Genomic DNA, 13087 nt, shown 5'->3' with positions numbered 1-13087 from the left:
ACGTGGACTGGCTCACCGCGAACCAGCGGTATCTGGTGGCCGCACTCGATGTGCTCCGCCTCCGGCTGAGCGGCGGGGACGGCCTGGAGGACGCCGCCCGCCACCGTGACGACCTCCGAAAGGCGATGCCCGCGCCCCCGGCGCTCGAGGACATCGAAGACGGTTTCGAGCTGTCGGACTTCGAGCGGGATCTGCTGCTGATGTGCGCCGGCGTCGCACTGGACACGGACTTCGCCCATGCCTGCGCCGAGGCCCAGAACGCACCGGAGCGCACCTGGGCGACCTTCGGCCTGGGCCTGGCGAAGCTGGCCAACCCGTACTGGACCGCGCTCACTCCGGCGGGGCCGCTGCGGCGCTGGCATCTGGTCGAACTCACCCACCCGGAGACACCGACCGTCAGCGCCCTGCGGATCGACGAGCGGATCCTGCACGCCCTGACCGGGGTTGCCTACCTGGATCCCAGGATTCAACCGCTCACCGTGCGACTCCCCGAGCCGGGTCCGCTCCCTGTGCCGCTGAGGGAGGCGGGCGAGCAGGTGGCGGCCCACTGGTCCCGGGCCGAGTCCGGTTGTGTTCTGCTCTACGGCCGACCGGTCCCGGATCTCAGATCGGCCGCGGTCGGGGCCTGCACGGAATTCCACGCCTCGCCCGTCTGCCTGCGGGCCGCCGACCTCCCCAAGGCCCCGGAGGAACGGGACCTGCTGGCGCGACTGTGCGAGCGGGAGACCGTGCTGAACGGGACCGCCTGGATCATCGAGGTCGACGACACGGTCCCGGACTGCTCCCGCCTCGCCCTCGACCTGGCCGACCGACTCGACGTCCCTACGGTCGTGATCTCACGCGAGCCGATCGTGGGCTCGGGTCCTCGCGTGGAGGTGGGCCCGGCTCGGGCGGACGACGCACGGGCTGTCTGGCGCGAGGCCCTCGGTCCGGCCGCGGCGGGCCTCTCGGCCTGGATCGACCGTGTGGCGGGGCAGTTCGATCTGGGCCTGGAAGCGGTCGACACCGCGGCGGCGGAGGCACTGGCCGCGCCCGAGGCGGGCGCCGCGCTGTGGGATGCCTGCCGGCGGCTGGCCCGCCCCTCGCTGGACGGCCTCGCCCAGGGGATCGAGCCCCGCGCCCGCTGGGCGGACCTGGTCCTGCCCGACCATCAGCTTCGCGTCCTCCATGAGCTGACCGCCCATGTACGGCACCGGGTCACCGTCCTGGAGGACTGGGGCTTCGCCGCCCGTACGGGTCGTGGGCTCGGCACCGCGGCGCTGTTCTCGGGGCCCAGCGGCACCGGGAAGACCCTGGCGGCGGAGGTGATCGCCGGGGAGTTGCGTCTCGACCTGTACCGGGTGGACCTGAGCCAGGTGGTGAGCAAGTACATCGGGGAGACCGAGAAGAACCTGCGCGGGGTCTTCGACGCCGCCGAGGCGGGCGGTGCGGTGCTGCTCTTCGACGAGGCCGACGCGTTGTTCGGCAAACGGAGCGAGGTCAAGGACAGCCACGACCGGTACGCCAACATCGAGGTCGGCTACCTGCTCCAGCGGATCGAGGCCTACCGGGGGCTGGCCGTCCTCACCACCAACCTCAAGGACACCCTCGACCCGGCCTTCCTGCGGCGGCTGCGCTTCGCCGTCCACTTCCCCTTCCCGGACGCCTCTGCCCGGGCCGAGATCTGGCGCAGGGCCTTCCCCCCGGAGACCCCCACCGACGGCCTGGACCCCGCCGCCCTGGCCCAACTCTCCGTCCCCGGCGGCACGATCAGCACCATCGCCCTCTCCGCGGCCTACCTCGCGGCGGACTCCGGCGAACCGGTCCGTATGCACCACCTGCTGGCCGCCGCCCGCACCGAGTACGCCAAGCTCGAACGCCCCCTCACCACCACCGAGGTCACCGGATGGACGACGACGTAACCATCCACATCGACGCTCTCACCATCGACCTCACCCCTGACGCCGTGGCCGCCCTCCTCACCGGTGACCACGACGTTCTCGTCCCGGCGATCCTGGCAGCTCTGCGCGACATGCCCAGCGGAACGCGCTGGAGAACCGTCAGCGAAGGGCAGTCCTAATCTTCCATATCCGAATCCGACTCGTCACCGCTTTCCCCCAGCTCGTTATCCGAAGCCGAGTCATATGCCTGATCCGAGATTTTCACCCCCTTACTGTTCATCCTGACGGCCTTGCTCATACCTTTGATGCCCAGCTTGCCACCCCAATCATCGAGCCATTTTTCGAACTCGTCAGCGCTTGCTCCCAACATGTTGGCGAGTTTCACCAGTCCGGGGGCCGCGGTATGCCAATACCCACCGGGGTGGCGGTTGAAATCGATATCCATGCCTCCTCGAGCAACGGCATAATCCAGAGTTGCCGAGCAGAGTGTACAAGGCCGCTTTTTCCCATATATGTGAGCTTTTCCATCGAATTCCGATCGCTGGAGGGCAAGTACCAGCTTCTGCTCAGCATGGTAGTCTCCCGCCTCCGTCAGAAAGATTATCTTCCCAGTACCACGAGTGCTCTTGATCAGATCACCGATCGAGGAGCCACTCGCCTTCATGATCGGATTGGCCAGGGCCGACTTCTGCAGCCTATGAACCATGTGCTCGGCCCCCTTTCGTGGCTTCCTGGAATTTTTCGGGTCAATCAGCTTGGAGATCTTTTCGGCAGAGTTCTCGGCCCGCGAGTCACCCTGGTTCTGAACCCGAGAGAGAATACTGCGGAGTGGATTTCTGTCAATTTTACCCTCTATGTAGGAATTGAATTCATTGATCAACTTCTCTGCTAGCTCGAAAGTCGAAGAATCCATGTTGCTGGCTACGACTATGCGCTCGTTCACATACATTGCCTGAAACTCCTGCTCCTCCTCGTTCAGTCGGTTCTTGACATACCAGAAGAACTGTGCAGAGAGGTGTCGGAGGATCTGTCGGTCCGGAAGTTTCTTGAATGATTTGGGGCCTCTCACGTTAACCTTCCTCGTCCACATGCCGGCTCCTGAGTGCCCCTTCACGAGCTTCAGAGCCGCAATTCTCCGCTTTATGCCCGCCACGCTGGCACGCCGACGCCTGGGCTTTTTATCCTTCCGTGAATGGCCCTTCGCTCGCTGAATGATGTACGCCCCGGACGATCTCATAACCGGTGCCCTGCCGCCCCCGGCACTCGGCTTCCGTTGCAGCACGGTCGTAGCCGGGCCGGCCATGGCACGCTGGGCGTTGGCGTCCGCCTCGCGTTCGAACCGGTCGGAGGGGTCGCTCACCCGCAGCCCGTCGCCGTGGTCGTTGCCCGCCACGGGACCGCTGCGCTGCTGGAGTACATGGATGAGTTCATGGGCGATGGTGCGCCGGTCCAGAGCGCCTGGACTGGCGACGATGTGTTCGCCAGAGGTGTAGGCACGGGCGCCGACGGCCGTTGCGGAGCGTTCGGCGGCTGGGTCGGAGTGGATCCGTACGGTGGAGAAGTTCGCGCCGAGGCGGGTCTCCATCTCCTGGAGCAGTGGTTCGTCCAACGGGCGTCCCGGGGCGCTCAACACCCTCTGGACCTGTGTGCTGGGGGCAACCTCCGTGTTCGCGAAGGAGTACCGGAGCCCCGAGACGGCAGGGGGCGGCCCGGGGGCGCGTGATTCCTCGGGGCGGTTCGGCACCGAGGTCGACTTGGGTACGCGCTGCAGAGCCTGGGATCTGCGGAGGGACATGGCAGGCCTTCTTTCGGTCAGCTGGCGCCGAGGCGGATGAGCCAGAGAGTGGGGGCGTTGAACTTCACCGCACCGCCCCCCCCGTTCGGCTTCCGGCATCGCATGACAAGCTCGACCCCGCTTTCGCCGCTCGGTATCGAGCATTCCGCGATTGCCACGATCTGGGTCCAGATCGACGTGTTGCCGCTGACGGTAGGGGAAACAAGCCCCATGCCCCAGAAAAGGTCGTTCGTGGCCTCGTGCCCAAGAATTTTCCCGTTGACCCTGATGGCCACGTCCAGAGAAACATTTGAGGCATTCGAGAGCCCGTGACCCTGCCCGACCAGCAGGAACGACGTGTCGGTCTCGACGTTGACAGTCTCCTTGGCCACCATGTGCCAGTCCCCGGACGTTCTTTCGTTCTCCCACTCCAACCCCCGCTGCATCTGGATACCGATCAACTGGCTGTTGAGTTTGGCGGCGTCGACGAGGCGGACCGTCTCGGAGGCGAGGATGTTCCATTCCTTGGAGCGGATGAGGTCACCGGGTTGCTTGTTCGTGAGGTTCTCGTCGAGGGACATGGCTCTCCTTAGCTGAAAACGTTCTCGTCGAATGTCGAGTCGTCGAAGGCACTCTTGACGCGGGCGCGTTCGATCCAGAACCAGAAGGTGAAGTCGGCGCCGCGGACGTCGTCGACGGTGGGAAGGACCACTTCGGTGGTGCCGTCGGGGCGGGGCCGGGTGAGGGCGAGGCCGTTGAGAAGGCGGTCGGGGTGGTCCTTAGCGGTGAGGGCGCGGCCGTTGAGGGTGAGGCGGCAGCGGATGCGGTCGGGCATCTCCTTGTCGAGCAGAAGTGACTGCAGGCGTTTGACAAGGAAAAGGTCCGGTATCCAACGCAATGCGCTACCGGCGTTCTTCAAGACGCCGGCGAGGTCGAAGGACTGGGTGCCCAGGAATTGGCCGGGTGGCAACCGCCAGGCGTCCCGCTCGGCGGGGGACAAGGGGTAGGGCAGGTCGAGGGTGACGGTGAGCACGGATTGGTCGGTGGCGGGCACGGGGGCCGGGACATCGTCGAAGCCCACGACGACAAAGCTGCGGAGGAAGTCGTCCGTGGCGACGCTGGTGTCGTTGCCCAGTTCCCCGTCGTTGGTGTCCTCGTCCATTTCGTTCGTTTCCTTGCGCGGCAGCAGCCGGACGTGCTTCACGTGGAGGCCCGGTGCGGCCGCGGCGAGCGGAGCGAACAGCGCACGGTAGTCGGACACCCGGGTCCACAGACCGCTGACGCGGTCGAGCAGGGCGATGGCGGCGGTGTGGTGCTTGATGCCGTCCGGCAGCTGATAGACCGGGACGCCGTCCTCCCCGCGGGGCCATTCGACGTTTCCGGGGATGTCGGAGTCGAGGTCGGTCAGGGAGAGGGCGGCGGTCCTGGCCGGGATGAGCCAGTAGTCGCCGGTGCGATGGAAGGCGCCCGGCTCGAACTGGACCTGTACGCCGTCCTCCAGCTCGATCCAGTCGCCGGTGATCGGCACCGCGCCCGGGGAGTCCCAGCGGCGTACTACGGCACCGGGGGAGCCGGACAGCCCGAGCGGGTTGCCCACCCAATGAACAACCTTCAGCTCGGTACCAGACACCTCGCCCAGTTGGGCCAGGGCGCCGTGCTCTCCCCGACGGGTGCGGGCATGGTTGGTCACTTCCACCCACTGGCCCATGGAGAAGCCGAGCGCCTCGTCCCGGCCGGGGGAATCGACAGTGATCGCCTGAGGGGACCAGCCGACCAGCCGTGCGGCGACCGTGCCGTTGTCCCGGGACCATACAAAGGACGGGCTGCCGTCGCTGCCCTCGTGGATCTCCACCCGGTACAGCTGGTTCTCCACCCGGCGGTAGCCCGCGTGCGGCGGGACGACGCCCGGCGTGGGGCCGGCCTCCGGCGGCTGCGCCCGCGCGCGGAGCTGCCCGCGGGTCCTGCTGTCGCGCGGTTTCCAGGGTTGGGCGACCTTGTCGGGGGTGGCCTCGGGGTTGGCCATCTGCTCCAGGCGGACCTGCCACACCGTACGGCTTCTGGTGCCCGTGTCCGGGCCGCCGAGGGCGACCTCGCGCAGTTCGGGCCGCTCCAGGGCGGTGAGGTGCTCCCGCCAGACGTCCAGATAGGCGACGAACCGGCCGTCGGCGTCGGGCAGCCCCAGCTCCGGCAGGTCGGGCTGGTTCTCCAGCTGCACCGGGTTGTCGTTCTCGCAGAGAATGCCGTCGACGTAGTAGCGGCCCAGGGACAGCCACAGGTCCTCCGGAGGGCAGTCACGGGGATCGGCGCCCTTGGGATCGGTGATCGCGAATCCGGCGGCGCCCCGCGGTCCGCCATGGGCGCCGATGGCATCCCGCGCGGTGGTCTCGTCGTGGTGGAGCTGGATGTCCAACTGCTCATTCCAGTCGGCGTCAAGCTGCACCCGGCCCTGCTGCATGAGCACGCCGCGGTAGTGGTTCCCGCTGCGGAACGTCCGCCGGGTGAAGTCGCCCTTCATTGCTGTCCTTCCAATAAAGCGTCAGTCGGGTCAGTCGGGTCGGCAAAGAAGACACCCGCTTCCAGACCGAAGCGGAGATAGCGGTCGAGCTGCGCGGTGAGGTCGGCCATCCACCACGGTTGGTGCAGAAAGTGGAAGGCCCCCAGTTCGCCGCCGTCCTCCGCGCCTGTGGCGATTTCGCTCGGGCAGTCCGCAGCCAGTCGGCAGAAGCCGGGGGCTCCCTGCTGTTCGGAGATGAAGCTCGGGGCCACCCGGGCGGCGGCCGCCGGGTCGGCGGGGTGGCAGCGATAGCGCCGGGAGACGGCGGACTTGAGCGGGGCGTAGCTGTACCGCAGATAGCCCTGCTCGTGCTCGCGGCCCCTGCGGACCTTGATGCCGCCGTGCAGGATGCTGTCACTGGCCGTCAGGGTGCGGGCGAGCGTCATTCCGAGGATCGTGCAGGCCTCGATCTCGACGTCTGCGGGGGCAGCGTCCACCGCCGCCCGGCCTCCGTACAAGATGCTGTCCGACAGGCGGAGGCCGGGCAGTGTGCGGCGCAGCGATACCCCTGCGCAGACGGTGCGGATCAGTCGTACGGTCAGACGGGGGTTGTCGGTGGCCCGCAGTTGACCGGTGAGAGTGCAGTCGGCGACCACGAGGCTGTCCAGGTCGCCGGGCCTGGCAGTGATCCCCCCTTCGACCGACAGGCCGTCCAGGATCAGTTCGCCCGGGCGGGCGGCCCGTCCGCGGGGGGCAACCACCTCCAGCGAGCCGACCAGGTGCGGCCGGGGTCCGGCGGCGGCGAAGGGGCCCGGGGCGGAGGCGGGTGTGTCCGGTGGCTGGGGGAGGAGGCCGGACGGCCAGTGGGCGGCGACCAGCAGCAGCCGGTTGCCCGGGGGGATCTCGATCGCCCGCTTGCCCGTGAGGTTCTCTTGGTAGGTGGCGCTGTCCATCACCACGATGACCCCGGTCTGGCCCGGTGCCTGATCCGGCCGGGTGTTCCAGGCCTGCACGGCCTCGTGGAGGGTGGCGACCACCCGCCCGTAGGAGGGCTCGCGTCGGTCCTGGGCGTGGTTGCGGCTCACCCCGATCTGCCAGTCGACGGTGTCCGGCCAGGGTGTTCCGGCAGCCGAGAGCGCGGCGGCGAGGGTCGCCCGCCGGTCGTGGGGACCGGCCCCGATGTCGCCGGGGCTCCCCTGGTTGAAGTCGACCCGCACCCGGTCCGGCTCCATCCCGGGCGGCAGGGTGAACCTGCCCAGCAGCGGGTCCACGGCGACCCATGGAGGGCCGTCAGTGGTCTCGGGCGGCCGGGTCCATTCGCTGAGGTCGGCGGCGATCAGCCGGTGGGGTTCGGGCAGGCCGATCCGGAACACCGGGTCGGGTCCGGAGACAAGCCGCTCCATGTGCTGATGGAGCGTCAGGCGGTGCAGTGGCGCCGGAATCTCCGTCTCCCGGGTGGGGCCGCCACGTGGCCGGGTGAACAGCGGCAGGTCGCGGCCTGCCGGGTCGAAGGTCCAGCGGCCCGCGGCGGCGTCCACGGTGCGGGCGTCGACGTCGGTGTACGGGTGGGAGCTGAGCCGCCACAGATGGAGCCCGACCGCGCCGAGGTTGTAACGGCCCCGCCCGCGGTCGACATGGCGGACGTCGGCGGTACGGGCCACCTGGTCGAAGGGGGTGCCGAGCAGCTGGAGCCGCCCGGTGTCCCGCAGGTCGGGGGTGCGCAGATTACCGAGGCGTGGATGGTTGACGTGCTGGGTGGTGCCGAGCAGTTGGAAGTACTCCACGACCTTGGCGGGCAGCCCGGTGATGTCCTGGGCCAGCTCTTCCAGGGTGGCGGGGGTGCCCTTGCGCCGCCGGTGGCGGAGGGTGTTGGCGATGAAGGCCCGTCTGGGCGCTGCTCCGTCCGGTGACGCGGCCACGGGTTCGACGCCGAGCAGGTCGCCGAGGTAGGGCAGCACCCATTCGGCACAGGTCTCCACGAACCAGTTGTCGTAGAGGCCGTCGATGTCCTCCCGCAGTCTGCGCAGTTCCTCCTCGACCGGTTCGAGCAGGGCGCGCAGCGGGTGGCCGAGTTCGGCGTCGCGGTTGCGGTGCACGGCGGGCAGCAGGTCGTACACCGGCCGGTCCTCGCTCATGACGTCATCACCTCCACGGAGAGCTCCTTCAGGACCAGCAGTTCGGCGGGGACGGCCGTGCCCGAGGCGTCGAGGCGGGCTCCGCGAGCGGGCAGCAGGGGTGTCACTGCGACCGACCCGCCCGTCAGGTGGAGTTCGGTCAGGTTGGCGGCCACCACCCCGGGGACCCGCTGGGTGGTGGCGATCGCTTCGGCGGCGGTCACGGGCTGGGCGAAGTCGCGTCGCTCGAAGGAGTACAGCTCTGCCAGGGCGTGCTCGACCGCGCTGGACACGGTGTCCGGTTCACGGTCCGGTGCGGGCAGGATCGCGACGGCGAGGGTGAAGGGCAGCTCCAGGTAGCTGTCCAGGCCGAGTCGGCGGCCGGGGAGGCCGTCGGTTTCGAGGGCTGCCCGCAGGGCCGTCAGGGTGTCGTCGGGGACGGCGCCGTCCGGGGCCGCCATGGTGAGGTGGAGGAAGGGCATCGGAGCCGGGCGCAGCACGGTCGCCTTGGCCTTGGCGATCCCGGTGAAGTTCCGGGCGAAGGCCTCGTGGTCGTCCAGGGAGACGACCCGGTCGAAGGTGCGGACGGTCAGTGGTGCCCGGGTTCGTACGTCGTCCGGCCGCTCGGGGGCCGTACCGCCGGTCGCCGCCAGGGGGTTGTCGACGGCGCGGATGCCGAGTGGCCGTTTCACGAGCAGGGAGAGGGAGCCGGCCCCGACGTTGCCCTGGGGGCCGATGCCGGTGCGGTAGGTGGCGCGGACGTTCTCCTGTCCGGACGGCAGCCGGGCGCCGCGTTCCCCGTCGCCGAAGACCACGGTCGCGGTGGCGTCGTCCTGGATCCGCACCACATAGGACCGGTCGTGCGGGCCGAGGGGGAACAGGGAGGGGGCCTCGGTCCAGGTGACGCCGTCGACCTGGACGGCCAGGGTGTCGCGCACCCCGCTCGCGGTCGGCGCGGAGACATGGGTGAGGTCCTTGTGCAGCAGGGTGAACCGCTGGTGGGTGGCTCTGCCGTCACCGCTGCCGAGCACCTCTTCGGTGGTCTGCCCGGCGGTCGCGGCGACGACATTACCGAGCAACAGCACCGAGGCCGGGACGAGTGGGTGCTCCAGGGGCCGGTCGAGGACGATCGAGGTGCCGTCCTCCGCCACCGTGTCGATCAGGTGGACGGCGGTGGACGGGACACCCTGGTCGGTGGTGCCGGTCACCACGACGGGTGCCCCGGGTTTCAGTGTCACGGGCCGTTCGAGCCAAAGGCCGGGTCCGGTCACCAGCGTCGTGTCGGGTTCGTCGGCGAGTTGCAGTTTTTCGGACTGGGTGTGGACCACGGTTGCGCGGCGGTCGAACGGTGACACCTTCCCGGTGCCGCGCAGCCGCAGCCGGGTGGTGGTGGAGGTCAGGGTGAAGTCCGCTGCGGCGGACTGGTCGGCCTCGACGACCTTGTACAGCTCGTCCTGCACTCCGGGTGCCCGGAGCACCAGCCAGGAGCCCGGGAGCAGCGCGGGATGAGCGGCATCGAGTTCGATCACCGGGTCGTCATCCTCTTCGGGCGGGTCGGTGAGGGCGAAGCCGGGCCACTGTGTGGCGGAGGCGAGGTGGGCCTGGTCGAGCTGGGCCTGGTCGAACTGGGCCTGGTCGAACGCGGCCGTACCTCGCGGGCCGGCTGCCGCGAGGTAGCTCTCCCGGACCGAGGTGGGCATGGTCCGCCAGTCGGGCGCGTTGTGGCCGAAGAACGAGGCCCGCAGCCGTAGGGCGTATACCTCGACGCCCTTTGAGGTGGGCATGTTGAGGTCCTGGTCCCAGCCGACCACGGTGGTCGGCGGGCGTCCGGTCGGGTCGGTGGGCAGCGGCTCGACGGTGCGCAGGATGCGGAACTGCCAGGCGTGATGCATTGCGGTGGAGCGGATCAGCAGGGCGTCGCCGGGGCGCAGTCCGGTGGTGGTTCCGGCCAGGTGGAGGCGGGTGGTGCCAAGGCCGACCAGCTGCGGGCGGCGCAGCCGCAGGCGGATCGCGTTGTGCTCGGCGACGGCCTGGAGTTCCGCCCCGGTCTCGAAGGTCTGCGGCAGTTCTCCCTGGCCGGGGATGCTCTGCACCGGTGTGCCCGCGGGTACGACGGCGCGGCCGGGCGTCCCCGGGGTGTCCTCCACGGTGAACGAGAGGTAGGCGGAGGCTGCCGCTCCGGGTCGCAGCTCGTAGCCGATCGAGCGGGCGAGTTCCCGTACCGATATGCGTTCGGTGGCGGTGCGTAGAAAGCCCTCGTTGGCGATCCGCTCCTGGTAGAAGGCCACCATGTCGGCGACCGAGGCCCAGGCGTCCAGCAGGGCGACGGCGGGGTCGTCCGTACTGTGCGTGGTGAGTCCGGGCAGCCGTCGCGACACCTCGGCCAGGCTCCGTGCGAGGGTGTCGCCGTGGGTGGTGATCCGGTACGAGAGGGCCGGGCGCCCCGGCGGGTTGGGCACCCCGGGAGCCCCGCCGGGTACGGGGGTGCTCATGAGCCGCCTTCCATGACGAAGTCGATCCGGCCGTGCTCGGGCAGGTTCGGGTCACTGGGGCAGCGAGCCACCTCGTGCGGCCCGATCGGGATCCGGCCCTGCCTCAGTTCCCCGGCGGGCGGGTGTCCCCAGCGCCCGAAGCGGTTGGGTTTGGGTGATGTGTCGTCGGTGTCGATCCACAGCACCCCGTGCACACCCATGGCTGCCTCCACCACCTGGCTCAGATGGACCGGCGCGCCGAGGGCGAAGCGGTCGGGGTGGAAGAAGCCGGGTGTGCCGTCCGATCGCTGTCCGGCGGTGAAGACGTCCTGCAGGGCCCGTTTGACCTCTCCGCGGGGGTGGCCGGGAGCGACCCGTACGGTGATCACGATGTCCAGCGCCACCGGGACGGCAGCGGTCACCCGGACGTCCTCCCCGGCCATCCGGTGGCGCTCCAGACGGCTGCCGACCTGTCGGCGGAAGTACTGGTCGGGGGTAATGCCGCCGGTGCGGTCGACGGTGACGGTCTCGGTGTACCAGGAGCCGGTCCAGCGCCGGGTCGCGACCGCCTGCCGGACCTGCGGTTGCTGTCCGGCGACCTCCGCGTAGTCGTCGTCGGTGACCGCCCGTTGCTGGACCCGGAACGCCTGCGGTGCCCACTGCCGCACCTGTTCCACCGGCTCGGGGTCGGCTCCGCCCCGGGCGGGCATCGGGTTGCGGACGGTGACGCCGCGGAGGGGTTGCGCCAGCTGGGTGAGCGCTTCCCTGCCGACGTTGCCCGCCCGTCCTCCGCCGGTCCGGTAGACCGCCGTGAACGTGGCCCCGGGTGCGGGGGCGCGGCCGTGCACACCGTCGCCGAAGCGCAGGTGGGCTCGGCCGTCGTCGTCGGTCTCCACGGTGCATTCCGGTGCGAAGCGGCTGCCGGAGAGCAGATCGGGCACCACGGTCCAGGAGGTGGCACTGTCCTTCAGTTCGACCATCACGGGCACCGCCTCGGCGGGGCGGATCGTGAGTGCGTCCGTGGCGGGCCGTGCGGTGGCCTGCCGGTGGTCGTAGGGCACGGCATGGGTCAGCCCGGTGTGGACCAGCCGGGGTCGGTACCGCCCCCGGGTCGGCACCTCGGCGGGGGTCAGCGGTTCGGGGCCGACCAGGGCGCCGTGCTCGGCCAGTACGACGTTGCCGCGGACCACGGTGGCCCCGACCGTGGTGTCGCCCCCGCCGGGGAAGCGCCACAGTCGCAGGGGGAAGGGCGGTGCGTCCTCCTGGTCCCAGCTCACCCGCAGCAGATCGGTGTCGGAGACCCGATGGGGCAGCGGGTCGGCGTTGAGACGTACGGCCCAGCGGTGGGACGGATCGGCGCCGGCGGGGTCGCCGCCGCTGCCGAGCACCTCCTCGAACAGCAGCACGTCCCCGGCGCGCAGTTGGAGCGTTGTGTTGCTGCCGACCAGGGTTGTGGTGGTGGCTCCGGCGGGCAGGACGCTGCGTTCCTCGTCCGCGGTGTAGATCTCGATGGTGTTGCGGGCGGCCCGGAGTTCGACGGGGTGCAGGGTGTGGAAGACCACGCTGCCGTCATCGGTGGCGACCTCGGTGCCACTGTTCAGTCTCGCCCCGGCCATGGATTCGTCGACCTGGACCGCCAGCCAGGTCCTGGCCGCGGCTCCTTCGTGCATCCGATAGTCGAGCAGCCGGGCGTGGCGGCGCACCGAGACCCGGCGCCGGGCGGTGCCGAGGTAGGCCTCGGTGGCCACGGCGTCCTGCGCGTAGGCGAGTTGGTCGCCGAGGTAGGCGAAGAGCTCGACCAGGGTGACCGCCGGGTCGGCGGGCCCGCGGTCTTTCCAGCCGGGCAGCAGCAGCGACAGCCGGTCGAGCAGCAGTCGGCGCAGCCCCGCGTAGTCCCGGTGGAGGTAGTCGATCGGCGAGGTGGAGACGGGTGCGGTCGGCAGGGGGCGCGGTGGGCGGGGATCGGAGTCGTTCGGGACGTCGGCTTCCGTCACTGGGGCAGCCTCCGGGTGAACACAGCGGCGGTGGGCCGGTCCATGGCGCGGGTCCGGTAGCTCACCGTCACCCGGAGGGTGGCCTCCTCCGCGGTGATGTCCACGGCCTGTACCTCGACGAGGTCGCCCAGCCACTGCTGGAGCGCACCGTGCGCCATGAGCCGGGTCGCGGTCGCCAGTTCGCCGCCGGTGGGTTCGAATACGAGTCGGTGGAGGCCGCTGCCGAAGGTGGGACGGTTGACCCGTTCGCCGGGGGCGGTGAACAGCACCTGTTCGATCAGGTCGCGAATGTACTGCTCCTCGTCCACCAGGGCGGTCCTGCCGCCGGGGCCGATCCGGAAGGGGAAGCCGATGTTCACC

At 69.7% G+C, this 13087-nt stretch carries 9 protein-coding genes; 2 read left to right on the top strand and 7 right to left on the bottom strand.

Translation table 11 applies throughout. From position 1 onward, the window contains the following. Positions 1-2 precede the first annotated feature (2 nt). The gene (locus CES90_RS49195) at positions 3-1901 is read left to right on the top strand and encodes an ATP-binding protein (protein ID WP_189781910.1); all 1899 of its coding nucleotides are present in this window, start codon (positions 3-5) and stop codon (positions 1899-1901) included. After that, on the top strand, positions 1886-2059 hold the full coding sequence (locus CES90_RS01400; RefSeq protein ID WP_189781911.1) for a hypothetical protein: 174 nt from the start codon (positions 1886-1888) through the stop codon (positions 2057-2059). Before CES90_RS49195 ends, CES90_RS01400 begins: the two co-directional genes overlap by 16 nt. On the opposite strand, the gene CES90_RS01395 is transcribed toward CES90_RS01400, so the two are convergent. Genes CES90_RS01395 through CES90_RS01365 form a run of 7 tightly spaced genes read right to left on the bottom strand, consistent with a single transcriptional unit; the run spans position 2056 to position 13086 of the window. Continuing rightward, a complete protein-coding gene (locus CES90_RS01395) occupies positions 2056-3675 on the bottom strand; it encodes an eCIS core domain-containing protein (RefSeq protein ID WP_189781912.1) in 1620 nt (539 codons plus the stop codon). The two genes, CES90_RS01400 and CES90_RS01395, sit on opposite strands and share 4 nt — an antisense overlap. A 17-nt stretch (positions 3676-3692) precedes the next feature. Then, the gene (locus tag CES90_RS01390; protein WP_189781913.1) at positions 3693-4235 is read right to left on the bottom strand and encodes a hypothetical protein; all 543 of its coding nucleotides are present in this window, start codon (positions 4233-4235) and stop codon (positions 3693-3695) included. Positions 4236-4243: 8 nt separating this feature from the next. Then, on the bottom strand, positions 4244-6169 hold the full coding sequence (locus CES90_RS01385) for a DUF6519 domain-containing protein (RefSeq protein WP_189781914.1): 1926 nt from the start codon (positions 6167-6169) through the stop codon (positions 4244-4246). Next, positions 6166-8283, bottom strand: a complete 2118-nt coding sequence (locus tag CES90_RS01380) for a phage tail protein (RefSeq protein ID WP_189781915.1) — start codon at positions 8281-8283, stop codon at positions 6166-6168. The genes CES90_RS01385 and CES90_RS01380 overlap by 4 nt, the downstream gene beginning before the upstream one ends. Next, complete coding sequence (locus CES90_RS01375) at positions 8280-10754, bottom strand: putative baseplate assembly protein (RefSeq protein ID WP_189781916.1); 2475 nt, start codon at positions 10752-10754, stop codon at positions 8280-8282. The genes CES90_RS01380 and CES90_RS01375 overlap by 4 nt, the downstream gene beginning before the upstream one ends. Beyond that, positions 10751-12727, bottom strand: a complete 1977-nt coding sequence (locus CES90_RS01370) for a baseplate J/gp47 family protein (RefSeq protein WP_189781917.1) — start codon at positions 12725-12727, stop codon at positions 10751-10753. Before CES90_RS01370 ends, CES90_RS01375 begins: the two co-directional genes overlap by 4 nt. After that, entirely contained in the window at positions 12724-13086 is a 363-nt protein-coding gene (locus CES90_RS01365; RefSeq protein ID WP_189781918.1) for a GPW/gp25 family protein, read from the bottom strand. Before CES90_RS01365 ends, CES90_RS01370 begins: the two co-directional genes overlap by 4 nt. Position 13087 lies beyond the last annotated feature (1 nt).

This window comes from Streptomyces capitiformicae, assembly GCF_002214185.1.
GTDB classification, from domain to species: domain Bacteria; phylum Actinomycetota; class Actinomycetes; order Streptomycetales; family Streptomycetaceae; genus Streptomyces; species Streptomyces capitiformicae.
Note: the sequence above shows the minus strand (reverse complement) of the source record. Positions and strands in the feature narration are given on the sequence as shown.